At 68.2% G+C, this 23,277-nt stretch carries 21 protein-coding genes and 2 pseudogenes; 12 read left to right on the top strand and 11 right to left on the bottom strand.

The genetic code is table 11. The features are described 5' to 3' along the window. Positions 1–57: 57 nt before the first annotated feature. Positions 58–795 (bottom strand): SURF1 family protein, encoded by a 738-nt coding sequence (locus tag BN1187_RS14230; protein ID WP_157754742.1) that lies wholly within the window; start codon positions 793–795, stop codon positions 58–60. A gap of 45 nt (positions 796–840) precedes the next feature. Here BN1187_RS14230 and BN1187_RS14225 point away from each other — a divergent pair, with 45 nt between their 5' ends. Next, positions 841–1,386 carry a GNAT family N-acetyltransferase gene (locus BN1187_RS14225; protein ID WP_040159238.1) on the top strand — a complete coding sequence of 182 codons (546 nt, stop codon included), beginning with the start codon at positions 841–843 and terminating at the stop codon, positions 1,384–1,386. 10 nt (positions 1,387–1,396) lie between these two features. On the opposite strand, the gene BN1187_RS04880 is transcribed toward BN1187_RS14225, so the two are convergent. Next, a complete protein-coding gene (locus tag BN1187_RS04880; protein WP_040159235.1) occupies positions 1,397–2,683 on the bottom strand; it encodes a citrate synthase in 1,287 nt (428 codons plus the stop codon). Between the two features lie 194 nt (positions 2,684–2,877). On the opposite strand from BN1187_RS04880, the gene BN1187_RS04875 reads away from it, so the two are divergent. Then, a complete protein-coding gene (locus BN1187_RS04875; protein ID WP_040159232.1) occupies positions 2,878–3,426 on the top strand; it encodes a YceI family protein in 549 nt (182 codons plus the stop codon). Between the two features lie 181 nt (positions 3,427–3,607). Here the strand turns inward: BN1187_RS04875 and rocD are convergent, their stop codons facing one another. From rocD to BN1187_RS04855, 4 genes are all read right to left on the bottom strand, one after another. Then, entirely contained in the window at positions 3,608–4,852 is a 1,245-nt protein-coding gene (gene rocD / locus BN1187_RS04870; protein ID WP_052462294.1) for an ornithine--oxo-acid transaminase, read from the bottom strand. A 100-nt stretch (positions 4,853–4,952) separates the two neighbouring features. Then, the gene (locus BN1187_RS04865) at positions 4,953–6,191 is read right to left on the bottom strand and encodes an ABC transporter permease (RefSeq protein WP_040159230.1); all 1,239 of its coding nucleotides are present in this window, start codon (positions 6,189–6,191) and stop codon (positions 4,953–4,955) included. Position 6,192: 1 nt separating this feature from the next. Further along, the gene (locus BN1187_RS04860) at positions 6,193–7,104 is read right to left on the bottom strand and encodes an ABC transporter ATP-binding protein (protein WP_218184567.1); all 912 of its coding nucleotides are present in this window, start codon (positions 7,102–7,104) and stop codon (positions 6,193–6,195) included. A 51-nt stretch (positions 7,105–7,155) separates the two neighbouring features. Beyond that, positions 7,156–7,758, bottom strand: coding sequence for a GNAT family N-acetyltransferase (locus BN1187_RS04855; protein WP_040159229.1), 603 nt, complete (start codon positions 7,756–7,758; stop codon positions 7,156–7,158). A 38-nt stretch (positions 7,759–7,796) separates the two neighbouring features. On the opposite strand from BN1187_RS04855, the gene BN1187_RS04850 reads away from it, so the two are divergent. From BN1187_RS04850 to BN1187_RS04820, 8 genes and pseudogenes are all read left to right on the top strand, one after another. Further along, positions 7,797–8,825 (top strand): LacI family DNA-binding transcriptional regulator, encoded by a 1,029-nt coding sequence (locus tag BN1187_RS04850; protein WP_040160025.1) that lies wholly within the window; start codon positions 7,797–7,799, stop codon positions 8,823–8,825. 110 nt (positions 8,826–8,935) lie between these two features. Beyond that, positions 8,936–9,094 (top strand): hypothetical protein, encoded by a 159-nt coding sequence (locus tag BN1187_RS14590; protein WP_218184566.1) that lies wholly within the window; start codon positions 8,936–8,938, stop codon positions 9,092–9,094. Positions 9,095–9,133: 39 nt separating this feature from the next. After that, a pseudogene (locus BN1187_RS04845) lies at positions 9,134–10,212 on the top strand (oligosaccharide MFS transporter). A 17-nt stretch (positions 10,213–10,229) separates the two neighbouring features. Continuing rightward, entirely contained in the window at positions 10,230–10,466 is a 237-nt protein-coding gene (locus BN1187_RS04840; protein WP_040159228.1) for a hypothetical protein, read from the top strand. A 305-nt stretch (positions 10,467–10,771) separates the two neighbouring features. Next, positions 10,772–12,304 carry an ATP-binding cassette domain-containing protein gene (locus tag BN1187_RS04835; RefSeq protein ID WP_235750592.1) on the top strand — a complete coding sequence of 511 codons (1,533 nt, stop codon included), beginning with the start codon at positions 10,772–10,774 and terminating at the stop codon, positions 12,302–12,304. Further along, a complete protein-coding gene (locus BN1187_RS04830; protein WP_040159223.1) occupies positions 12,301–13,545 on the top strand; it encodes an MFS transporter in 1,245 nt (414 codons plus the stop codon). Before BN1187_RS04835 ends, BN1187_RS04830 begins: the two co-directional genes overlap by 4 nt. Next, positions 13,542–14,527 (top strand): annotated as a pseudogene (locus BN1187_RS04825) (IS481 family transposase). The gene BN1187_RS04830 and the pseudogene BN1187_RS04825 overlap by 4 nt, the downstream one beginning before the upstream one ends. 7 nt (positions 14,528–14,534) lie before the next feature. Continuing rightward, a complete protein-coding gene (locus BN1187_RS04820) occupies positions 14,535–15,800 on the top strand; it encodes a glycoside hydrolase family 32 protein (protein WP_315969063.1) in 1,266 nt (421 codons plus the stop codon). Positions 15,801–15,858: 58 nt separating this feature from the next. Here the strand turns inward: BN1187_RS04820 and BN1187_RS04815 are convergent, their stop codons facing one another. Genes BN1187_RS04815 through BN1187_RS04805 form a run of 3 tightly spaced genes read right to left on the bottom strand, consistent with a single transcriptional unit; the run spans position 15,859 to position 18,918 of the window. Further along, on the bottom strand, positions 15,859–16,686 hold the full coding sequence (locus tag BN1187_RS04815; RefSeq protein ID WP_040159218.1) for a carbohydrate ABC transporter permease: 828 nt from the start codon (positions 16,684–16,686) through the stop codon (positions 15,859–15,861). Further along, positions 16,683–17,624, bottom strand: coding sequence for a carbohydrate ABC transporter permease (locus BN1187_RS04810; RefSeq protein WP_082034498.1), 942 nt, complete (start codon positions 17,622–17,624; stop codon positions 16,683–16,685). Before BN1187_RS04810 ends, BN1187_RS04815 begins: the two co-directional genes overlap by 4 nt. Before the next feature lie 4 nt (positions 17,625–17,628). Then, a complete protein-coding gene (locus BN1187_RS04805; RefSeq protein WP_040159217.1) occupies positions 17,629–18,918 on the bottom strand; it encodes an ABC transporter substrate-binding protein in 1,290 nt (429 codons plus the stop codon). Positions 18,919–18,993: 75 nt separating this feature from the next. Between BN1187_RS04805 and BN1187_RS04800 the strand changes: the two genes are divergently transcribed. Then, complete coding sequence (locus BN1187_RS04800) at positions 18,994–19,263, top strand: GNAT family N-acetyltransferase (RefSeq protein ID WP_040159216.1); 270 nt, start codon at positions 18,994–18,996, stop codon at positions 19,261–19,263. 1 nt (position 19,264) lies between these two features. Then, entirely contained in the window at positions 19,265–19,792 is a 528-nt protein-coding gene (locus BN1187_RS04795; RefSeq protein ID WP_040159212.1) for a flavin reductase, read from the top strand. A 27-nt stretch (positions 19,793–19,819) separates the two neighbouring features. Here BN1187_RS04795 and BN1187_RS04790 read toward each other — a convergent pair whose 3' ends face one another. Both BN1187_RS04790 and BN1187_RS04785 read right to left on the bottom strand, forming a co-directional pair. Further along, entirely contained in the window at positions 19,820–20,749 is a 930-nt protein-coding gene (locus BN1187_RS04790) for a transglutaminase family protein (protein WP_040159210.1), read from the bottom strand. Then, a complete protein-coding gene (locus BN1187_RS04785) occupies positions 20,749–23,274 on the bottom strand; it encodes a circularly permuted type 2 ATP-grasp protein (protein WP_052462292.1) in 2,526 nt (841 codons plus the stop codon). The genes BN1187_RS04790 and BN1187_RS04785 overlap by 1 nt, the downstream gene beginning before the upstream one ends. Between the last annotated feature and the right edge of the window lie 3 nt (positions 23,275–23,277).

Genomic DNA, 23,277 nt, shown 5'->3' with positions numbered 1-23,277 from the left:
CGTGAGCGCGGGACGCGGTGCCGCGCACCCGCGGGGACGGCGTCCCAGGCAGCCAGTCTAGGCCGACGGCTGGGCGAAGTCGTCGAGCTGCGTGGTCGCCTCGTCTTCCAGGCGTCGCCGCTCGCGCGCGCCGATGTCGTGGGCGAACTTGATGCTCATGCCGAGCGCGAACGCCGCGAACACCCACCACTGCAGGGCATAGCCGCCGTTCTGGAAGGACCCGTCGCCCTGCGGCAGCGACACCTCGCCGTGGGCGAGTCCCTGCGCGCGGGCCGCGTCGGCGTCCAGGGTGAGGAAGCCGGGCAGGATGCGCTCGGGCCACTGCTGGGCGATGAGCGGGGTGCGCACGGACGCGAGCTCGCCGGGCCCGACCGGCGTCGACGAGTCGCCCTCGCCCGGCAGGAACAACCCGGTCACGGTGCGTTCGCCGGCCGGCGCGGGGGGAGCGGACGCCGGGTCGGTTGTCTGCCCGCGGACGATGGGCAGGATGCGGCCGTCCGCGAGCTGGAATGCGGTGAGGAGCCGGACGTCCCCGTCGTCGGCGACGATGCGAAGCTGACGGTCGGGAAGGTAACGCCCCGTGACGCTGGCGCGTTTGCCGTAGATGTCCCCGACGGTGCCGTCGGCGTGAACGTAGTCGAGCAGCGCGACGGGAGGCTGCTCCGCTCGATCCTGGACGGTGCGGTTGCCCTTGTCGACGAAGACCTGCATCTGCCACAGACCGAGGAAGATCATGATGAGGGCGAGCACGGTGCCGAGTCCCACGATCGCCAGCTGCTTCATCCGTGCGTTCACTGTTCTATAGTCGCACCGCGCACGAACCAGGCCAAAGGAGAGCCGATGCGGTCGCTGACGAGCCTCGAACCGGCGGACTTCCGCGAGCTCAGCTGCCCCTGGTGCGGCAGCACGCCCGGCGACGCGTCCGCGGGGTTCAAGGTCTCGCGCGGCGGCCGGACGATCGGGATGATCGCCGTGTCGCCCCCCGACCGCGGACGCGATCTGTGCCCGCCCCGCAGCGTGGTGCTCACCCAGCTGTGGGTGGCACCCGCGGATCTCGGGGAGCACGTCGGCACGCAGTTGCTGCAGCGGCTGTGCGCGCACTTGGTGTCTCAGCGGGTGCGCTGCCTCGTGGCGTATGGTCGCCCCGGACGCCCCGACTGCGGCCATCCACCGGCCGGTTGGCTCGAGCAGCAGGGCTTCGCCGAGCACATCGCCGGGGTCCAGTGGCGGCTCGACCTTCGGCGAACGGCTCGGGTGCCCGAGTGGGCCCGCGGAGCGCGACGGTGGGCGTCCGGGCTGAGGCTGGCACCGGACGGGGGAGCGACGTCCGCCCTGGTCGGGACGCGAAACGGCGCCCGCCGGCCGAAGCCGACGGACGCCGAATAGCCTTGGCGACCTAGGAGCGCTTGTCCATGGGGATGAACTCGCGCTCGGCCTCACCGACGTAGATCTGCCGCGGGCGGCCAATCTTGGTGGTCGGGTCGGAGACCATCTCGCGCCACTGGGCGATCCAGCCGGGAAGGCGACCCAGGGCGAACAGCACGGTGAACATCTCGACCGGGAAGCCCATCGCCTGGTAGATGAGGCCGGTGTAGAAGTCGACGTTGGGGTAGAGCTTGCGCTCCTGGAAGTACGGATCGTCCAGCGCGGCCTGCTCGAGGCTGACGGCGATCTCCAGCAGCTCATCGCCGCCCGCCACGTCGCGCAGGATGGCGTCCGCGTGCTTCTTGATGATGGCGGCGCGGGGGTCGTAGTTCTTGTAGATGCGGTGGCCGAAGCCCATGAGCTTCGTGGTGTCCTTGCGGTCCTTGACCTTGGCGACGTACTCCTTGACCGAGAGACCCTGCTCCTTGATGTCGGCCAGCATCTCCAGGACGGCCTGGTTGGCGCCGCCGTGCAGCGGGCCGGACAGGGCATTGACGCCCGACGCGACGGACACGTACAGGTTCGCCTGCGACGAGCCGACGAGACGGACGGTCGAGGTGGAGCAGTTCTGCTCGTGGTCGGCGTGCAGGACGAGCAGAACGTCGAGCGCCTGGGTGATCTTCTCGTCGAACTCGTAGGGGTGCGTCGGGGTGCCGAACGACATCCGCAGGAAGTTCTCGATGTAGGACAGGGAGTCGTCCGGGTAGAGCGTCGGGGCGCCGAGCGAGTTCTTGTAGCCGTAGGCGGCCAGCGTGGGCACCTTGGCCAGCAGCTTGATGGTGGCGTCCTCGATCAGCTCCTCGGTGAAGCCGATGTTGTTGCGCTCGAAGGTGGACAGCGCCTGGATGCCGGCGGACAGGACGGGCATCGGGTGGGACCTGCGCGGGAAGCAGCGGAACAGGTCGCGCATGCGCTCGTCGAGCAGGGAGTGGCGCAGGATGCGCTCCTGGAACTCGTCCAACTGCTGCTGCGTGGGCAGCTCGCCATACAGGACGAGCCAGGCGGTCTCGAGGAAGCTGGAGTGTTCGGCCAACTGCTCGATCGGGTAGCCGCGGTAGCGGAGGATGCCCTTGTCGCCGTCGATGAACGTGATCGCCGACTTGCACGCCGCCGTATTGGCGAAGCCAACGTCATAGGTGGTGTCGCCAGTCTTGGCGAGCAACTTGCTGATGTCGAAGCCGTTGTTACCCTGCGTCGCCTCCACGAGGGGCAGTTCGAGGTCGTCCGCCTCGTGCGTCAACTTGGCCGGGGTCGTCATTGAGCTCTCCTCTAAGGACTTTCGTCGTTCCCGAGCAGAGTACCCCTCCCTCGCGCCACCGGGGAGCCCCGGGAGAAAACTTCCCCACGTCGAGATACTCCGGAACGAGAGGTCACAACGTCCTTGTTGACCATTCAACCAACAGGTGCTAATCTTCAAATCGTTGAAAGATAAACAATCTTGAGGAGACGAACATGAGCGAGCTTTCGCAGCTGAAGGGCACCTTCGAGCTTGATCCCACCCACACCACGCTGGGCTTCGTGACCCGGCACGCCATGGTCACCAAGGTGCGTGGCAGCTTCAACGAGTTCTCGGGTTCGGCCACGGTCGACGGAGAGAACCCCAGCTCGTCCAGCCTGGAGGTCGTCGTGAAGGCGGCCAGCATGGACACCCGCAACGCGGACCGCGATGCCCACCTGCGCAGCGGCGACTTCTTCGAAGTCGAGAACTACCCGGAGATCCGCTTCGTCGGCACCGACTTCAAGGTCGTGGACGACGAGACCGTCGAGGTGACCGGTGACCTCACGATCAAGGACACCACGAACACCCTGACCATCCCCTTCCAGTTCGGTGGCGTCGCCCAGGATCCGTTCGGCAACACGCGCGTCGGCTTCGAAGGTCGCACGCAGATCCTGCGCAGCGAGTTCGGCCTCACCTGGAACGCCGCGCTGGAGACCGGCGGCTTCCTGGTCAGCGACAAGGTCACCCTTGAGCTCGAGGTCAGCGCCATCAAGAAGGCCTGACGCGTCCGGCCGCCGTGGCGTCTTCGGCGTCGCGGCCGGCCTGCGCACCCGTGAATCACGGGCGCAACGTCAACGAGAGGGCGGCCATCGCGGCCGCCCTCTCTCACTTTGTGCCTGCTCCGCTACCGGATCGTGGCCACGGGCGACCGATCGACGGCTCCGGCGGACGGCCGCGCCGACGTCAGGCGGCGGGACGGGCTGCGGCCTCCTCGAGCGCCTCGGTGGTGAGGTCGATGACCCGGTCGAGATCCTCGTCGCTGATCACCAGCGGGGGAGCGAACCGGATCGTCTTGGTGTGGGTGTCCTTGGCGAGAATGCCCTTGTCCATCAGCCGGTGGCAGATGTCGTGGGCCGTTCCAAGCGCCGGATCCACGTCCAGGCCCAGCCACAACCCCGCACCGCGCACCTGCGTGAGCAGCCCGCGATCGACCAAGGGGTCCAGCGCGGCGCGGAAGCGCGCCCCCTTGTCGCGCGACGCGCTCTGCATGGTGCCTTCGCGCAACAGCGACACGACCTCGCTGCCGATCGCGCACGCGAGCGGGTTCCCGCCGAAGGTGGAACCGTGCTGGCCGGGCTGAAACACCCCGAGGATGTCGGAGTTCGCCACCACGCCCGACAACGGCACGATGCCGCCGCCCAGCGCCTTGCCGAGCAGGTAGACGTCGGGGACGACGTCCTCGCGGTCGCAGGCGAACGTGGTGCCCGAGCGGCCGAGGCCGGCCTGGATCTCGTCGGCGATCATCAGCACGTTGTGCCGGGTCGTGATCTCACGCACCTGGCGCAGGTAGCCCTCGGGCGGGACGATGACGCCGGCCTCGCCCTGGATGGGCTCGAGCAGGACGGCGACCGTGTTCTCGTCGATCGCTGCCTCGAGCGCGGCGGGGTCCCCGAACGGGACGCTGCGGAAGCCGCGGGTGAACGGCTCGAAGCTGCGCCTCGCGTCCGGGTCGTTGCTGAACGAGACCACGGTGACGGTGCGGCCATGGAAGTTCCCGTCCATGACGATGATGTTGGCCTGGTCGTCGGCGACGCCCTTGACCTCGTAGCCCCACTTGCGTGCGGTCTTGATGCCGGTCTCGACGGCCTCCACCCCCGTGTTCATGGGCAGCACCATGTCTTTTCCGCACAGCTCGGCCAGCGCCTGGACGAAAGGTCCGTAGGGCTCGGAGTAGAACGCCCGGGATGTGAGCGTCACCTTGTGCAGCTGCTCGGTCGCGGCCGCCAACAGGCGCTCGTTGGAGTGACCGAAGTTCACGGCGGAGTACGCGGCGAGGCAGTCGATGAACTCACGGCCGTCCACGTCGGTGACGCGAGCGCCCTCGGCGCGGGCGATGACGACCGGCAACGGCGCGTAGTTGTGCGCGCCGTAGGTCTCGACCTGGTCGATGGCGGACTTCTGTCGGGGAGAAGATGCGTGGAGGACCATACCCACTCCTACTGTGAGAACGAGGTGTGACCGAACAATCGTAGCTCAGTCACCCAGGAAGCCGAAAAATATCTGGCAGACAGGCGCTATGGCGAACTGTTCACGATTTGGATGAACTCAGGGCCTTGGCGATGTTCAGCCGCTGGTCGTAGCTGAGCGAGCCGGTGCGGAACAGTTGGACGCCGACCCAGATGAGGACCGCCGCCGTGATCCCCGTGGAGGCGAGCGCGCCCACCGCCTCCAGCGGGGACAGCGTCCCCAGCGCGTTGCGCAGCAGCGCCGTCACCGGGGCGGTCAAAGGGAAGTACGTCAGCGCCTGAGAAACCACGCCGTGCGGCTCGGAGAGGACCATGCCGAGCACGTACACGGGGAGGAAGAGCACCAGCACCACCAGGCCGAAGGCGGAGCCGGCCTCCTTCGCGTTCGGCATCACCGAACCGATCGAGACCAGCAGGCCGGTGAACATGGCAAAGCCGGCGATGAACAGCGCGGCCGCGATGACGATCCGCAGCGGGTCGACGGTGAGGGCGCTGCCGGCGATGTTCAGCGAGACGTTGCCCTCGTCTCCCGGCACCGTGACCTGACCGAGCATCCCGAGCACCACGATGACCGGGACGCTGATGACCAACGCCTGGGTGATGCCGACGAGGAGGAGCGCGAGGATCTTGCCCAGGATGAGCGTGAGCGGCTTCATCGTCGTCAGGATCATCTCGGTGACGCGGTTCTCCTTCTCCTCCAGCGTGATGTTGAGCATCTGGTTGCCGAGCATGAGGATCGCGAAGTAGAACAGCAACAGGAAGCCGCCCGGCAGGATGGCGGCGCCAGGGCCGGGGGTCTCCTGACCGTCGCTGAAGGTGTGCACCTGCAGATCGAGGGGGTCCGTGAGCAGGTTCACCAGGCTCTCGTTGCCGATGCGGGCCTGGACGGAATCGACGAGGACGCCCCTGGCGAGGGTGGTGTACGGCCCGGAGTTCCCCAGCCCCCGGTCAGCGCCCGTGAGCACGATCGGCTCGGTTGTGGCGTCCTTCGGGTAGTCGATGTGGAGTTGCGCGCGTCCGTCGGACACCGCCTGGCGGGCGGCCGCGGCGTCCTGGGTGGGGGAGCCGCCGGCCTTCTGCGCGACCTGCGGTGAGATCAGCCCGGACGCGTCCGTGTAGGTGAACGGGATGGGGCCGTCGCCCTTGCTGGCGTTGGCGGCGCCGGCCGAACTGAAGAACGACAGCGCGAACAACGCGATCATCAGCAGCGGCACCGAGAGAGTGGCGATCCAGAAGGACGGGCGTTGCAGGGTGCGGCGGGTCTCGAAGCCGATCACCGTGCCGAGGTTGTGGGCGGACATGTCAGGCCTCCTGGGGGGTGGTGCCGTACACGCGAAGGAACACTTCGTCCAGGCTCAGCCGCGTGGAGTCGAACGAGCGGAGGGAGACGCCGGAGGCCAGCAGGTCGCGCAACACGTCGTCGGGGTCGACGCCGTCGGCGAGCTCGAGTTCGGCGAAGTTCGTCTCCTGGTGCAGGACGGTATAGTTCGGCGACGCCGGGAGCGGCCCGCTCAGCCGGAGCCGGATGGTGCGGCCGCCGTAGGAGTCCTGGACGTCCTCGACGGTGCCGTAGGCCTCGGCGCGGCCGTCCTTGAGCAGGAGGATCCGGTCGCAGAGGCGCTCCACCTCCTCCATCTGATGGGTGATGATCACGACGGTCGCCCCGGCGCGGCGATGCTCTTCGATGACGTTGAGCAGCAGGCGCCGGTTGACCGGGTCGAACCCCTTCGTGGGCTCGTCCAGGATCAGCAGGCGGGGGTTGTTCATCACCGTCACCCCGAGCTGCACCTTCTGCTGCTGACCGCCCGACAGCTTGTCGAGCCGGGTCTTCGCGTGATCGGCCAGGCCGACGCTCTCGAGGAAACGCATCGACCAGGACGTGGCGTCCGAGCCGGTCATGCCCTTGAGTCGCCCGAAGTAGGACATCACGTCGAGCACCTTCTCGCGCTTGTAGAGGCCGCGTTCCTCGGGGAGGTAGCCGAGGCTGGGGTGCGTGGCGGGGTCGTAGGGCCGGCCGTCGATCAGCAGCGAGCCGCCGGTGGGGCGGTAGATCCCCAGCAGCGCGCGGAGCGTCGTCGTCTTCCCCGATCCGTTCGATCCGAGCAACCCGAAGGTCTCCCCGGGACGGACGTCGAAGCTGAGGTCGTCGATCACGGTCTTGGCCCCAAAACGCATGTGGAAGTTGCGCACATCGATGACGGGGGTGTCGGTCATGGCGCCCATCATGGCAGCACCTTCGGGTGTGGCGTGGGACGCCCCGTCCGCTCAGCCGCGCGGACGACGCTTCCCCGGCATCGGGGGGCCCGAGGGTCCGGTGCCGCGTCCGGCAGACCGGCGGGGGTGTCCTGGCTGACGGCGAGCGGGGAGCTCCATGCGCACCGTCGGGATGACCCCCGACATCACGGATGCGCCCGGCAGGGCCACGAAGCCCCAGCGACGATAGAACGCGATCGCACGGGCGTTGTAGACGGCCACCTCCAGCAGCAGCGGACGGCTCGGGTCGCGCCACGCCAGCACCTCGCTCATCAACGCGTTCCCGGGTCCGCGGCCGTGCCAGGCCTTGCTGACATAGAGCGCGCCGACGCGCTGGGTCCCGTCCTCTTCGACGCGCGGGGCAGCCATCCCGACGATGAGGCCGTCCGCCTCGGCGACGAACATGGCCTGACGACGGGTGTCGCCCGACGACAACTGCTGCCGCAGGTGCTCGCGACCGGCCCGAGAGGATCGCCGCGTCATGATTGTGGCGAGGTAGTCCTCGGTCACGCCGTGTTCGGGGGAGACATACGTGTCGAGCCACGACCGCACCCACAGGTCGGTCACGGCGTCTGCGTCGTCCGGGACGGCTCGCCGGACGATGAAGGCTTGCACGCCCGCAAGGCTAGCCGGGGGCGGTTACATTGGCCGACGTGCAATCCCGTGTGACCCTCGCCGACATCGCCCGCTACACAGGTCTCTCGACGGCGACGGTCAGCATGGCGCTCAACAACGCCCCCGGCTCGCGCATCCCGGAGGCCACGGCGATGCGGGTGCGGCAGGTCGCTGACGAGTTGGGCTACGTCCCGAACGCGACCGCGCGGAACCTTCGCGCCGGACGGACCGCGACGATCGGCTTCCTGTCCGATGAGGTGACGGTGACGCGGTTCGCATCCGCGATGTTGCGCGGCATCCTGGACGTCGCCGAGGAGCGGGACCACATGGTCATGATCATGGAGACCGATCGGCGCCCTGAGCGCATCGCGGACGCAGTGCGGTCGTTCAAGGAGCGTGGAACTGACGGCTTGGTCGTGGGGCTGATGGTGGCCCGGCAGATCACGCTGCCCAGCCCGCAGCGGCCCGTTCCTCGTGTGGTGATCAACGGAACGGCGGACGGCTGCCTGAGCATCCTGCCGGACGAGTTCGCCGGGGGCTACGACGCCGTGCGCTACCTCCTCGAGCGCGGGCATCGCCGCATCGCCTTGATCGGACGCCACGTCACCCCGCCTTTGCCGCCGATCTCGGTGACCATCGGCCGTCGGATGGAGGGGATCGACCGGGCCATGAGCGACGCAGGGCTGAGCTTCGTCGATGAGCACCGCGGTGCCGCCTGGGAGCCCGACCTGGGCTACCAGGGGGCCCGGGAGATCCTGAGCCGCACCGACGATGTCACCGCCGTGCTGGCCGCGAACGACCGGATCGCATTCGGCGTCTACCAGGCGGCCGCGGAGCGGGGGTTGCGCATCCCGGACGACCTGTCGGTGATGTCGTTCGACGACGAGCAACTTGCCGGGATGCTCCGTCCTGGTCTGACGACCATGCGGTTGCCTTACCGCGAGATGGGCGGTCTTGGGGCGACCCGTGTCCTGGAGACTCTGTCCCGCGGCGAGCGCACACTGCCGCCCGGTGAACAGTTGCTTTCCATGCCGCTCATCGAGCGCACATCCGTGCGTCCTGCTTAACCGTTTCAGCAGCCCTCTGGCGCTCCTTCGGGGTGGGTTGTCAGCTTGCTGCTTAAGCGATTAAGCAGCCCGGCTGCGCGCGATCCCTTCAACGATGAAAGGTCTCGGCCATGGCGAGTTTGAAAGAGTCGGTCAAGAACCCGGCTTATCTGTACGGGTCCGTCACGATCATGTTGTTCTTCATGTCGTGGGGCATTTGGTGGTCGTTCTTCCAGATCTGGCTCACCAGCGAAGAGGGCGGCCTGATGCTGAACGGCACCCAGGTCTAGACCATCTACTCCATCAACGGCGTCTTCACGCTCGTGCTCATGCTGCTTTACGGCACGATCCAGGACAAGCTTGACCTGCGTCGCCACCTCACGATCACCCTCGCCGCTATTGCGGCGCTGATCGGTCCGTTCACCACGTTTGTCTACGGCCTTTGCTCGAGAACAACTTCATGCTCGGCGCGATCCTCGGAGGCGTCGTCCTGGCGGCCGGGTTTGTGGGTGCCGTTGGCCTGTTCGAGGCGTTCGTCGAGCGGCTTAGCAGGCGCAACAACTTCGAGTTCGGCCAGGCCCGCATGTGGGGCTCCTTCGGTTACGCGATCGTGGCGCTGGTGGCGGGATTCGTCTTCCCGATCAACCCGCTGGCGCTGTTCTGGATCGGGTCGGCACTCGGCGTCCTTCAGCTCTGCGTCCAGTTGTTCTGGCACCCGCAGCGAGCTGAGGCGCCAGAACCCGGCCAGACCAAGCCGACCACCCCGAGCGTGGCCGACATGGTGGCGCTGCTGAAGTCGCGCAAGGTATGGGCGGTGATCGTGTTCGTCTTGTTGTCGTGGACCTTCTACACCGTCTTCGACCAGCAGAAGTTCCCGGATTTCTACGTCAGCATGTTCGACACTCCTTCGCACGGCCAGAACGCCTACGGCATCCTCAACTCAGTGCAGGTGTTCCTTGAGGCGGCCATGATGGGCGTGGTCCCGCTGATCATGCGGCGCATCGACGTCCGCAACACGCTGCTGCTCGGCGCCACGGTGATGTTCGTCCGCATCTTTGGCTGCGGCATGCTGCACGGCCCCGTCGCGATCTCGCTGGTCAAGATGCTGCACGCGCTCGAGGTGCCGCTGTTCGTGCTGCCGATTTTTCGGTACTTCACCCTGCACTTCAACCCGGCGCTTTCGGCCACCCTCTACCTCGTCGGCTTCAACCTGGCCTCGCAACTGGGCAACGTCGTGTTGTCGGCCCCGCTCGGTACCCTGCGCGACCAGATCGGCTACCAGCCCACCTTCCTGGTGATCGCGGGCGTCGTACTGGTCTCGCTGCTGTGGGTGTTCTTCGTCCTGAAGCGAGACCATCAAGACGTCGAGGGGGACCCGTTCGTACCCGCGCCCGCCAAGGTCGCTTGACTCGAGAGGAGTCCCTCATGATGGACGCACGTAACCGGGCTGAGCGGGCGAACGACGCCCTCTTGGTGACCCGCAAGGACCGCTGGTACCCGATGTTCCACATCGCCCCGCGCGCCGGCTGGATGAACGACCCGAACGGCCTGTGCTACTTCCAGGGCCGCTATCACGTCTTCTTCCAACACTACCCCGACAAGGCCGAATGGGGCCCGATGCACTGGGGGCACGTCTCTAGTTGTACTGACCGGGGACGTTAATTGATTCGCCGACGGTCCGCAGGCTGTGTAGCCTCGAACGCATGTACTCAGGCATTGCCTCGATGAAGCTGCGTTCCGCCCGCTGACGGCGGCGGGACCCCTTCTGATCTCTCGTCTGCCGTCCTGGCCATCTGCCGGGCGGCCGCTTTGCGTTGCCCGGCTCCTTGACGAGCTGAGAGTACGCAATGCCAACGACGCAATCGTCGCGGTCGTGTGTTTGGAATGGAACGCCTCAGGGCGCTGCCGCACACCTCCGCGCTGAATCCATCAACGTCACCCTCGGGGACAGACATGTCCTGAACGGGGTGGACGTCACGGTCTCTGCCGGCTCACGCCTGGCGATCGTGGGAGACAACGGCCGGGGCAAGACGACCTTGCTCCACGTGCTGGCCGGAGTCGTGACGCCCGACTCAGGCGTGGTGACCCGAGCGGGTTCCCTCGTCCTGGTCAAGCAGGACATGCTCACCGAGGGCGACCGGACGGTCGGCGACCTCGTCGCCGAGGCGACGGCCCCATCCAGGGCCGCCCTGCAGGCCCTCGACGTCGCAAGCGCGGCGCTGGGGGCAGGAGAAGACGCGGCCGACGCCTACTCGGCCGCGCTGGAGACAGCCACGCTCTTGGATGCGTGGGATGCCGAACGCCGTGTGGACATCGCGCTGGCCGGTCTGGACGCATGCGGCGACCGCGGTCGCCTCCTGTCGACCTTGTCGGTCGGCCAGCGGTACCGGGTCCGCCTGGCCGTGGCACTCGGCTCGGCCCCAGACCTGCTTCTGTTGGACGAACCCACCAACCACCTCGACGGTGCAGGCCTGTCGTTCCTGACCGACCGCCTGCGCGAGCACCCAGGTGGCCTTGCCCTGGTCAGCCATGACCGCGCCCTGTTGCGGGACGTGGCGACCAGCTTCCTGGATCTCGACCCGACACGCGACGGCCGCCCCCGCGTGTACTCGGGCGGCTATCAGGGATGGAGCGAAGGGCGGCAACGAGAACGAGCCGCCTGGGAGCAGGACCACGCTGACCAGGTCGCCCAGCACCAAGAATTGACGCGCGCTGCAGCCGAAGCGCGCTCCCGCCTGTCACAGGGCGGATGGCGACCTGACAAGGGCACGGGCAAGCATCAACGCGCCACCCGCGCAGCCGGGGTGGTCCAGGCGTTCAACCGCCGCGTCGAGGATCTGGAGCGTCATGAGATCGACGTGCCGACGCCGCCACTGCGGTTGGGCTGGCCCGTATCGTCGGCCCGCCCTGGTCAGAGCATCGTGACCGCCGCCATGGTCTCCGTGATGGACCGCTTGGCCGTGCCGGTGTCCGTGGACATCAGTGGTGGAGACCGGTTGCTGGTCACCGGGCCGAACGGCGCGGGGAAGTCCACGCTGCTGGGGCTGCTCGGTCGGCGGCTGGACCCGAGTGCGGGGCAGCTGAGGGTGAACCCGGGGGCGCGCGTCGCCCTGTTGTCGCAGGAGGTCCCGGACTGGGACGACGCCCGCCCCGCCCACGTGGTTTTCGAGACGTACCTGGCCACGCAGGTCCGCCGGTCACAGGCACCGTCCCTCGGATCGCTCGGGCTGCTCGAGCCTGCGGCAACCCGCACCCCCGTGGGGCGTCTGTCGCAAGGGCAGCAACGCCGCCTTCATCTGGCCATGTGCCTGGCGATGGACCCGGACCTGCTGCTCCTGGACGAACCCACCAACCATCTGTCGTCGAGCCTCGTCGACGACATCACCACCGAGCTCGTGCGGACTTCCTGTGCCGTGATCGTCGCCACGCACGACCGGCAGATGCTCGCCGACCTCGCCGACTGGCCCCACCTGAGCCTCGACCCCAAGGACCTGGCATGAACCCGCTTCGCCCTTTGACCCTTCCCACCTACCGCCGGCTGTTCGCTGCGATGGTGCTGACCGTCTTCGCCCAGGGTGCCTGGGCCCTCTACCTGGCCGTGCAGACCCTAGACCTGGGCGCAACGCCGGCCACCTTGTCGGGTGTCGTGGCGTGGAGCGGCATCGGTCTGCTCGCCGGGTCTCTGCCTGCCGGGGTACTTGCCGACCGGATCCCCAAGAAGTCCGTCATCGTTGGCGTCCTCACGCTCAACCTCGCCGTCGCGACAGCGACCTCCACCGCTGCGATCGTCGGCATGGTCACCTTCTGGATACTGGCGGTGTCCGCGTTCATCATCGGGGCCTCGACCGCCTTCTTTTTCCCGGCCTACACCGCGCTCGTCCCCGTCCTCGTGGGCAGCGACGACCTGATGGCCGTCAACGGGCTCGAAGGCGCCACCCGACCGCTGGTCGGACAGAGCCTCGCCCCCGCCGCAGTCGGGGCCGTCATCGGCGCGAGCATGCCCGCCGCGGGCGGGTACCTCATCGCCGGGGCGCTGGGGATCGCTCTCATCGCTGCCCTGCGCCTTCCGGCGGCCAGTCCGGCCGAGTCCGAAGCCGAGGCTCCGGCCCCCTCGCCACTGCGGGACCTGCTCGACGGGTTCGGCTACGTAGCGCGCACGCGCTGGGTCCGCTCCAGCGTCCTGTTCGCGGCCGCCATGGGCCTGGTCGTGACCGGCCCGCTGGAAGTCCTTCTGCCCGCCCTCCTCCGCTCAAGCCACGACAACGGTGCCGCTGTGTACGGAACGGTCATCGCAGCTCTGGGCATCGGCGGCCTGGCGGGTTCCCTCCTCGCCGGCTCGTGGCCCACCCCCTCACGCTTCCTGCACGCGATGGTCGGTGCCTGGACACTCGGCTGCCTGCCACTGGCAGTTCCCGCGATCACCAGCAATCCCTGGGCCATCGGCGCCGGATTGGCGCTCTACGGAGCGTGCATCGGGATCGGAATGGTCATCTGGGGCACAGTCCTGCAGGAACACGTCCCGCTGGAGATGCTCGGCCGGATCGCCAGCCTCGACTTCTTCATCTCCATCGCTTTCATGCCCCTGTCCATCGCCCTCACCGGACTGCTCAGCCGACACCTCCACACCGGCAGCCTGTTCATCGCCGCCGGCCTCGTGCCGCTCGCCACGGCGATCCTCCTTGCCGTCCTGGGGCAACTCCGAACGCCGGAGACGACGCCCGTCGAGTCAGGAGCCCAGTGATGCACGCCAACGCAGCCCTGACACCTCGCCATCGGCTCAAGGTCGCCAAGCTCGTCATCGACGATGGTTGGCCCATCAGTGAAGTCGCCGCCCGCTTCCAGGTCTCCTGGCCCACAGTCAAGCGGTGGGTTGATCGCTACCGTGCAGGCGAACCGATGGAAGACCGTTCCTCGCGTCCGAAATCCTCGCCGCACAAGACGAGCAAGGCGACGACGAAGCGATGCATCAGCCTGCGAATGCGGTTACGGGAAGGTCCTACCCAGCTGGCTGCCCGCCTGCGGATCGCGCCATCGACCGTGCACCGAATCCTCGTCGCCGGGCGCCTAAATCGTCTCTCCTATGTGGACCGTGCGACCGGAGAACCGATCCGGCGCTACGAACATGACCACCCCGGCGCGCTCGTCCACGTGGACGTGAAGAAGCTCGGCAACATCCCTCATGGCGGTGGTTGGCGCTACGTCGGCCGCCGCCAGGGCGAGAAGAACCGCGCCGCGACCCCGGACAAGCCCCGCAGCAAGTGGCGCAACCCGAAACTCGGATACGCCTTCGTCCACACCGTCATCGACGACCACTCCCGCGTCGCCTACACCGAAGTCCACGACGACGAGACCGCCGTCACCGCCGCCGGCGTCCTGCACCGGGCCGTCGACTGGTCGCCGACCGCGGCGTCACCATCGAGCGAGTTCTGTCCGACAACGGCGGCGCCTACCGGTCATACCTGTGGCGTGACACCTGCGAAGCACTGTCGATCCGTCCGAAGTTCACGCGCCCATACCGCCCGCAGACCAACGGCAAGGTCGAACGCTTTCATCGCACGCTGGCCGACGGATGGGCTTACGCCCGCTGCTACACGAGTGAGCAGGAACGCCGAGACGCCCTCGATGCCTGGCTGCACCACTACAACCACCACCGGCCCCACACGGCCTGCGGGAATCAGCCGCCCTTCTCACGATTGATCAACGTCCCCGGTCGGTACATCTAGTGCCGATCTGATCACCTGGCGCCGGGAACCGATCGCGCTCGCCCCCAGCATCGAGGAGGACAAGGACGGCGTGTGGTCTGGCTCCGCTGTCGTCGACGACGAGGGACGCCTGGTGGTGTTCTACACCGGCCACCGCTGGCGCAACGGCGTTGACGACGCCGAGGGCAACCTGCAGGTGCAATGCATGGCCGTCTCGACGGACGGAGTGACCTTCGAGAAGAAGGGTCCCGTCATCGAGGGGCCGCCGGAGCTGCAGCATTTCCGCGACCCGAAGGTGTGGCGACAAGACGGTGGCTGGTACATGGTCTTCGGCGCCTCGTCGGCCGAAGGGCGCGGCGAGGTCTGGCTCTACACGTCGACTGACCTTCGGACGTGGCAGTTCGACCGCGTCCTGTACCGCGACCCCGACCCGAACGTCTTCATGGTCGAGTGCCCCGACCTCATCCCGTTCGGCGACCGCTGGGTGATCGCCTACGGGCCGATGACCCAGGCAAAGCAGCACGGTTATGCGCTGCGCAACGGCCACAACGGCGGCTACGTTGTGGGGAGGTGGGCGCCCGGCGGCGACTTCGAGGTGCTCACCGACTATCGCCCTCTCGACTGGGGACACCACTATTACGCAACCCAGGGTTTCGAGGCCCCGGACGGCCGACGGCTCATGATCGGTTGGATGGGGGGGTTCGTGCTTCCCCTGGCCAGCCAGGCCGAGGACGGCTGGAGCGGCCAGCTGGCCGTGCCGCGAGAGGTGCGGCTCTCCGACGACAACCGGTTGATCAGCATCCCGATTCGGGAGGTTGAAGCGCTTCGCACCGAGACCGCTGATTTCGGGTCGTTCGTGCTGGGGGTCAACGAGGACAGAGTGCTCTGGGACGATGCCGAGACCGCCGACATCGAGCTGGAAGTTGACCTCGCTGCGACAACGGCGGAGCAGGTGGGCGTCCAAGTGCATCGGACGTCGGAAAGCCGGTGCACCTACGTGGCCTACGACGACCTGGCCGGGCGCGTCAGCCTTGACCGGCGCACCACCGGTCCGGGCGATCGCGGCTATCGCTCAGCGCCCTTCGGCGGCGGCGACCGACTCCGCTTGCGCATCCTGGTCGACCGCGGCTCGGTCGAGGTCTTCGTCGGGGACGGCGACGAGTCGGTGAGCTCGCTGAGCTTTCCGGCCGACGGTCCTCGCGGCATCGCACTGAGCTCGGTCTCCGGGACGGTCGCCGTCACGTCGCTACGGGTGCACCGCCTCAAAACGATCTGGGACCGCCCGGACCGCTGAGACTCGCGGTGGCCGTGCACACCCACCGTTGTGGAGGGACGCAGGGGGTGCTGGAGGGCTACTTCAGTCCCGACTGGGTGACGCCTTGGACGAGCCAGCGCTGCAGGAACAGGAAGACGAACAGGGTCGGGATGATCGCGATCAGCGCGCCCGTGAAGATCGCGGGGTAGCGGATGCCCTGGCTGGTCATGAACTGGCTGAGCGTCAGCTGCACCGTCCGAATCTCGGGATCTTGGGCGATGAGCATCGGCCACAGGAACGCGTTCCACGAACCGATGAACGTGATCGTCCCGACCGCGGCGATGATGCCCAGCGAGTTCGGGACCACGATGCGCCAGAACGTCGACCAGATGTTCGCGCCGTCCAGATAGGCCGACTCCTCCAGCTCCTTGGGGAAGTCGGCGAAGGCCGTCCGGAACAGGTAGGTGGCGAACGCCGAGAACAGCGCCGGGATGATCAGCCCTCGGTAGGTGGAGATCCAGCCGAGCGAGCTGACCATCACGAACATCGGCACGAACGTCACGGTCGTCGGCACCATCAGGGTGAAGACCGTCAGCCCCAGGATCGCCTTCGCCGCGCGGGTGCTGTACCGGGCCAGCGCGTAGCCGGCCATCATCGAGATCACGACGGTGGCGCCCGTCTGCACCACCGACACGATCGCGGAGTTGAGCAGGGAGCGGCCGAGTTGGACGCTCTCGTCGCTCATGATCGCCTCGACGTTGCGCAGGTCGAAGACGTTCGGCAGCCAGTGCCAGCGCGGGGCGGTGATCCACTGCTGGGTGGAGAACGCGTTGCGGACGATGACGTAGAACGGCAACAGGAACAGCACCGCGAGCACGCTCAGCACGACGTAGCTGACGGCGCGTCCGCCTGCGCTGGGCCTCATCGGTCGGCCCCGATCGCGAGCACCCGGTTCTGCAGCAGGCTGAACACGAGGATGACCAGGGTCAGGATCATCGTCCCGGCCGAGCCGATGCCCAGGTCCTGGGTTCCGCCGCCGAAGCTGATCAGGTAGAGGTACACCAGCGGCGGGCGGGCATAGGGCGGGTAGCCGCCGACGGTGTTGAGGGTGTTGAAGAACTCGTCGAACGCCTGGAACGCGTTGATGAGCAGCAGCATCGCGACGGCCACGGACGTCCCGCGCAGCAGAGGGAACGTGATCGAGCGGAAGACGGCGAAGCCCGTGGCGCCATCGATGGCCGCGGCCTCATAGACCTGCGGATCGATGGCGTTCAGCCCCGCGATGAACAAGATCATGTAGAAGCCGACCTGCAGCCACAGCCGCAGGCTGACCAGCACGAACCAGTACCAGTAGTTCTCGCCGCCCAGCCAGTTCACCGGGTCGAGGCCCAGCGAGCGCAGCATCGTGTTGGCCAGGCCGAAGCGGGCGCCGTTGAAGAACGACAACCTCCAGACCATGGACGCGATGACGTAACTGACCGCGGTCGGGAGGAAGAAGGACGACCGGAAGAACGCCTGCAGGAACGTCACCCGGCGCAACAGCAGCGCCAGCCCCAGCGAGAAGGCGAACGTGAGCGGCACGATGCACGCCGCGAACACCACGAACGTTCCCATGCTGGAGAGGAACAGCTCGTCCGAGAGCAGGTAGGCGTAGTTGCCCAGCCCGACGAAGTGGGTGGGCGTGACCGTGTTGCGGGCGTCGAAGAACGACAGGTACAGGCTCCACCCGATCGGGATGTAGACGAACAGCAAGAGGCCGGCGAGGAACGGCCCGACGAACGCCCAGAACCACAGCCGACGGTTCTGGGCGTTCGTCCGGCCCGGGTGCGCCGCTTGCGGCATCACCGACACGGCATCGGCCATCGGCTCAGCCGTTGATGCGCTTGAGCTCGGCGTTGGCCTTGCTCGCAGCGGCGGTGAACTCCGCCTTGGGATCATTGCCGTTCTTCACGACGTGGGTGAGCGCCGCCGCGTAGGCCTCGTTGGTCGCGGGCGTCCAGAGGATGCTGTTGACCTTGCCGAGCTCGGAGACGAGCTTGGCCGCCTCGGCGCCCGGACCGCTCGCCACCTTGTCGGCGCGCGAGAACAGCGAGGTGCGGGCGGGGATGTGGTAGCCGAAGTCGTTGGAGAACGCGACCTGCTTGTCGGTCTGGTCGACCCACAGCCACTTGACGAAGGCCTTGGCGGCGTCCACGCTCTTGCCCTTGGCGTTGACGGCCGCGCCGAACGCGCCGAACGGGACGACCTGCTTGCCCGAGCCGCCGGACGACGGGAAGGGCGCGACGCCGAAGTCGTCGCCCAGGGACTCCTGCACCTTCGGCATGTCCCACAGACCGCCCCATTGCATGGCCGCCTCGGAGTTCACGAACGCGGACGGCTCGTACCAGTCGCCTGAGGCGCTCTTGACCATGCCCTTGGAGTCGAAGAGCTTCTTGTACTTGGTGACGGCGTCGTAAAGCGCCGGCGCGTTGAACGTCGCGGACTTGTTGTCGGAGCTGAACTGGTCCAGTCCCGCGCACCAGATGAGCACGTTGGCCAGGACGCCCAGGCCGCCGTCGTTGCCGGCGAAGAACCCGCCCATGTCGGAGGTGGTGACGGCGTTGGCGACGGTGGCCAGCTCGTCCAGCGTCGTCGGGACCTTCTGCTTGGCCTTGCTGAGCGCGGACTTGCGGTAGTAGAGGAGCTGCATGTCGACGGTCTGCGGGATGCCGTAGATCTTGCCGTCCCAGGTGAAGCGCTCCAGCAGGGGCGCCATGAAGTCGGACTTGGCGTCCCCGACGATGTCGGTGAGGTCGGCGACCTGGCCCGCCTTGATCATGTCGAGGGTCGGCCCGAGCTCGTACTCGAAGACGTCGGGGGCGTTGGCGGTGAGCAACGCGGACGAGACCGCCTGGGAGTAATTGCTCGCCAGGGACCAGTTGACGTTGACGGTGGCGTCGGGGTATTCGGCGGCCCACTTCTTGACGGCCTGCTCCACGCCGTCCTCGCCGTACTTGTGGTACCACTGCGCCAGCGTTGGCTTGGCTCCGCCAGAACTGGAGGAGGACGCGCTGGGAGTGGCCGCGGGGCGTCCTGTGTTGCTGCCGCAGGCAGCGAGGGTGGCGGTGGCGACGGCGCCTCCGCCGAGGGCAAGAAGTTGCCGGCGAGAGATGGTCATGGCGGGAAGCATAGTTGAAAAATCTTCCACGTCGAGGGCTGGAATGATCCGGTCTGTCCGGGGTGTTATGGCGGTATGGCAACTGTGACGAAGAAGGACAGCCGCTACGAGATCGAGGTGGACGGCCAGCGCGTCGGCCTCGCCGACTACAGCGTCGATGGCGACGTCGTGACGATGCCGCACACCGAGGTCGACAAGGAGTTCGGCGGCCGCGGTCTGGCGGGCGAGCTGGTGCAGTACGCGCTGGACGACATCCGCGACCAGGGCCTCAAGGTGAACCCGGTGTGCCCCTACGTCGCGAAATGGATCCAGAAGCACCCTGACTACTCCGACCTGCGCGCCTGACGTGGCTGAGCCGTCGCTGATCGACGGGTTCCGGGCAGCCTTCCGCGGCCATCCCTCCGGCGTGGCGCTGGTGACCGCGGCCGGGACTGACGGGCCGGTGGGTCTGACCACGTCCAGCGTCGTCTCGGTGAGCGTCGATCCGGTGTCGCTCGCCTACGTCATCTCCGGCTCCGGTCCCAACGCCGAGGGCCTGCTGCACGCCGGCACCTGCGTCGTCCACATGCTCGGAGCGCACGACGTCGAGCTCGCACAGACGTTCGCGCGCAGCGGTTCGGAGCGCTTCACGCCCGAGCAGGGCTGGGTCACGCTCCCCACGGGTGAGCCCTACCTGCCCAGCGGCCGCGTCGCCTTGCGCTGCCGCACGAGGGACGTCGTGAGCGTCGGGACGTCCCGGTTGGTGGTCGCCGAGGTGGTCGAGGTCATCGAGGGCTCGCCCGGGGAGCCGGTGGTCTACCAAGACCGGGCGTTCCACACGCTGCGCCGGGTGACGCCCCGCGATCCACGCAACACCCCGACCGACGCGGTCTGACGTTCCCTGCCGACGCGCTGCTGCGGGCTAGGACGCGTCGCGCAGCCCCAGCGGGATGACGTCCACACCCACTTTCAGCTTGGAGTTCTTCGCCTCCGTGTGGATCACGCCCCGTAGCGGCGAGACGTCCCGGAAGTCGCGTCCCCAGGCGGTGATGACGTAGCGGCTGTCGACGAGGTGGTTGTTCGTCGGGTCGAGGTCGATCCAGGTGCCGTCGGGCGTCCAGACCCCGGTCCAGGCGTGCGAGGCGTCCGAACCCTCGAGCTTCTTCTGACCGGGCGGCGCGTAGGTCTCGACGTAGCCCGACACGTACCGCGCGGGGAGCCCGACGCTGCGGAAGCAGCCGATCGCGAGCTGGGCGAAGTCCTGGCACACGCCCCTGCGGATCTTCAGCAACTCCGGCAGCGTCGTGCGCACCGTCGTCGCCTTCTGGTCGTAGCGGAAGTCGGCGAAGATCCCGGTGGTGACGGCCATGATGCCGTCGCCGAGGCCGCGATCGGGCGGCAGCATCGTGAGCGCGTACTCCTTCACGGCTGGCGCGAGTTCCACCAGCGGTGACGGGAGCAGGAAGTCGGCGGCCTCGACGGGATCGGCCCTCTCGGCGACCAACGCGGCCGCCTCGGCGACCGTCCACTGGTTGAGGTGGTCGAGGTCGGGACGCGCGCGCGCGACGTCCACGATAGACTTCTTCAGCAGCTCCAGCGTCGTGTGGGGCGTCCGAACTTCGATGTAGGCGGAGTGGTTGCCGAAGTAGTCGAGGTGCTCGGTGTGGGCGTCCGGTTCGGGGGTGACGGTCAGCGACGTCTCCCGGATGGTCTGCGCGGGCGTCTCGCGGGGGTCGATCATGCCGCGCTCGTAGGCCGCCTCGCAGGGCAGGTCGTAGGTGTACGTCGTCCGGTGCCGCACCTCGTAGGAGCGCGCGGCGAAGTGGTCGGGGACCGGAGGAGTCGTCGTCATCACGCCACCTGCCAGGGAGTGGACCAGCGCGCCCGCACCGGCTGGGAGGGCGCCTGGCGGACGAAGTGGGCGCGACCGATCTGATCGCTGAGCTCGAGCAGGTCGGTGAACAGCTGACCCAGCGACCGGCTGAGCGCGCCGGGGTCGTCCGCGAGGACCGTCAGGTCGAAGTCCGAGATCGAGTCGTTGATGATCGCGGCGCGGCTGATGAGGTCGGCGTCGCCGATGAGGGCGAAGTCCTCGACGAGCCGGTCGAGTTGGAAGCCCACCGAGCGGGGGTTCTTGCGGTCGGCGAGCAGCAGGTCGAGCGTCGATTCCAGGGCGTCCGACGGTCCGGCGCCGGTGGCCGTGCGTCGCCGGTGGGTGAGGATCGAGTCGCCCACGTGCAGCAGCGCCTCGGTGACGAGGCTCTCGACGTTGGGGGCCAGCTCCTTGCTCAAGGTCGTGCGGACGAGCTGGGTGGTGAACTGTGCGCGCTCCATGCGCGCACCCGCGTCGAGGAACGCCCAGGTGGCGTCGCGGACCATGCCGTGCGCCGTGATGCCGGCCAGGGCGAGCAGCCGCTGCAGCACCCGTTCGAGATGCGGGGTGAGCTGGTCGTCGTCCGGTTCGATGCGGTCGAGCACCCGCTCCAGGGACGCCAGCACCGGCCAGATGTCGGTGGAGGCGATCTCGCGGATGTGCTGGGCCGAGCTGATCAGCTTGCGCGCGCAGGACAGCACCGATCCCTTGCGCGAGGCGTCCAGGACGCCGGCGCGCAGGTATCCGGTGGCCGACTCCGCGGCGGTGTAAGCGCCGATCAGCGTGACCGCGTCGATGGCTTCGAACATCGCCTGCATCGCTCGCCCGCCCGGGGTGCCGGGGCGGGCGCTGTGATCTTCGGCGAGGTCGTCGGCGACGAGCAGCAGGCGGGTGGTCCCTTCGGCGCGCTCGGCGTAACGACCAAGCCAGTAGAGGTTGTCCGCGACGCGGGGGGTGAGCAGCGGGTCGCGCGAGGGCCGGTGGACGACGACGCGCGGCTCCTCCGGCCGCGCGAGCCACGACCGGTGCGCGGGGTCGGTGGACGAGACCACCCAGACGTCCTTGGCGGTGGCGCCGCCGAGCATGGTGACGCCGAACTCGTCGGCGTCCGTGCCGGCCCGGCCGAGGCCCCCCGGGAACACCTCGTAGCCATCGGTGGTGTGCACCCCGAACGAGCGCAGCACGAACGGGCGCGGCTCGAGGCCGTTGCGCGTGACGACCGGCGTGGTCGACAGGGGCAGCGCCTCCTGACCGACCCAGGCCCAGGGCTCCGCGGCGATGCGGGCGGCGAGCTCCTCGCGGGCGCCGGCGGCGAGCGTCCGGCCGGCGACGGGGCGTCCCGCGCCGTGGGAGATCGGCTTGATGACGAGGGAGTCCAGGTTGGCCAGCACGTGCGACCGGGACGCCTCGTTGCCGCACCACCACGTCTGCACGGTGGGCAGCAGCAGATCCTCGCCGAGCACCTCGCGGGCGATCGCCGGCCAGAAGGGGTGCAGCGCCGGGTTCTCCAACAGCCCCGAGCCGATGGGGTTGGCGACCGCGACGGTCCCGTTGCGGGTGGCCTCGATGAGGCCGGGGACGCCGAGCAGGCTGTCGCCGCGCATGTCGAGCGGATCGGCGAACGCCTCGTCGACGCGGCGCACGACGACGTCCACCTGCTCGAGGCGGTCGCGGGTGCGGAGCCAGACGCGTCCGCCCTCCATGACGAGGTCGTCCGCCTCGACGAGCGGGAAGCCCAGCAGGGACGCGGAAAAGGCCTGATCGTAGGCTGTTTCGCAGTCGGGCCCGGGGGTGAGCAGCACGACGCGGGGCGGTCTGTCGGACGGCGGTGCGACGGCTTGGGTGGCGGCCGTCCAGGTGTGGAAGAACGTTCTCAGTCGGGCTAGATCGGTTCGCCGGTGGAGGCGTGGGAGTGCCTTGCTGACGATGCGGCGCGTCGCCATCGCGTAGCCCGCCCCGGAGGGCGCCTGGGTGCGGTCCGACAGGACGGTCCACTCGCCGGAGGCGTCGCGTCCGAGGTCGGTGGCGGTCTGCACGAGGCGGCGCCGCTCGGTGCGGATGCCGGACGCCGCCCGAACGAAGCTCTCGTGCGCCAGGACGGCCGAAGCCGGCACCGTGCCCGAGCGCAGCAGCCGCCGCTCACCGTAGAGGTCGTCGAAGGTGGCGCGCAGCAGCATCGCGCGCTGGGCGAGGCCGGTCTCCAGGCGCGCCCACTCGGCGCCCGTGATCATCACCGGCAGCGGGTCGATCTGCCACGGGCGGGGGATGCCCTCGCCGGCGCTCTCGCCGTAGGTGATGCCGTCGTCGGCGGCGAACCTCTGGACGTCCTTGGCGGCGGCCAGCAGCTGCGTCGGGCCGGAGCCGCGCAGGGCGTCCGCGAGCGGGTCGTTGCCGGCACGTACACCGTCGGTGGTGACCAGTTCGTCCACGCCTGACGCCCGCATCGCCTTGGGGCGATAGGCGTCCACAAGGGCGTCGGGGAGCTCGCTGTCGGCGACCGTCATGAT

Origin of the sequence: Nigerium massiliense (assembly GCF_000826085.1) — a bacterium.
GTDB lineage: Bacteria > Actinomycetota > Actinomycetes > Propionibacteriales > Propionibacteriaceae > Propioniciclava > Propioniciclava massiliense.
The sequence above is the reverse complement of the archived record's forward strand: the minus strand, read 5'-3'. Positions and strand labels throughout refer to the sequence as shown.

Excerpts from the sequence above, each read along its gene's own strand:
- BN1187_RS04875 (WP_040159232.1), top strand. The coding sequence starts at position 2,878 with ATGAGCGAGCTTTCGCAGCTGAAGGGCACCTTCGAGCTTGATCCCACC.
- BN1187_RS14590 (WP_218184566.1), top strand. The coding sequence starts at position 8,936 with ATGGCGAGTTTGAAAGAGTCGGTCAAGAACCCGGCTTATCTGTACGGG.
- BN1187_RS04800 (WP_040159216.1), top strand. The coding sequence starts at position 18,994 with ATGGCAACTGTGACGAAGAAGGACAGCCGCTACGAGATCGAGGTGGAC.
- BN1187_RS04830 (WP_040159223.1), top strand. The coding sequence starts at position 12,301 with ATGAACCCGCTTCGCCCTTTGACCCTTCCCACCTACCGCCGGCTGTTC.
- rocD (WP_052462294.1), bottom strand. The coding sequence starts at position 4,852 with ATGGTCCTCCACGCATCTTCTCCCCGACAGAAGTCCGCCATCGACCAG.
- BN1187_RS04865 (WP_040159230.1), bottom strand. The coding sequence starts at position 6,191 with ATGTCCGCCCACAACCTCGGCACGGTGATCGGCTTCGAGACCCGCCGC.
- BN1187_RS04785 (WP_052462292.1), bottom strand. The coding sequence starts at position 23,274 with ATGACGGTCGCCGACAGCGAGCTCCCCGACGCCCTTGTGGACGCCTAT.
- BN1187_RS04810 (WP_082034498.1), bottom strand. The coding sequence starts at position 17,624 with ATGGCCGATGCCGTGTCGGTGATGCCGCAAGCGGCGCACCCGGGCCGG.
- BN1187_RS04880 (WP_040159235.1), bottom strand. The coding sequence starts at position 2,683 with ATGACGACCCCGGCCAAGTTGACGCACGAGGCGGACGACCTCGAACTG.
- BN1187_RS04840 (WP_040159228.1), top strand. The coding sequence starts at position 10,230 with ATGATGGACGCACGTAACCGGGCTGAGCGGGCGAACGACGCCCTCTTG.
- BN1187_RS04805 (WP_040159217.1), bottom strand. The coding sequence starts at position 18,918 with ATGACCATCTCTCGCCGGCAACTTCTTGCCCTCGGCGGAGGCGCCGTC.
- BN1187_RS04790 (WP_040159210.1), bottom strand. The coding sequence starts at position 20,749 with ATGACGACGACTCCTCCGGTCCCCGACCACTTCGCCGCGCGCTCCTAC.
- BN1187_RS04860 (WP_218184567.1), bottom strand. The coding sequence starts at position 7,104 with ATGACCGACACCCCCGTCATCGATGTGCGCAACTTCCACATGCGTTTT.
- BN1187_RS04815 (WP_040159218.1), bottom strand. The coding sequence starts at position 16,686 with ATGAGGCCCAGCGCAGGCGGACGCGCCGTCAGCTACGTCGTGCTGAGC.
- BN1187_RS14225 (WP_040159238.1), top strand. The coding sequence starts at position 841 with ATGCGGTCGCTGACGAGCCTCGAACCGGCGGACTTCCGCGAGCTCAGC.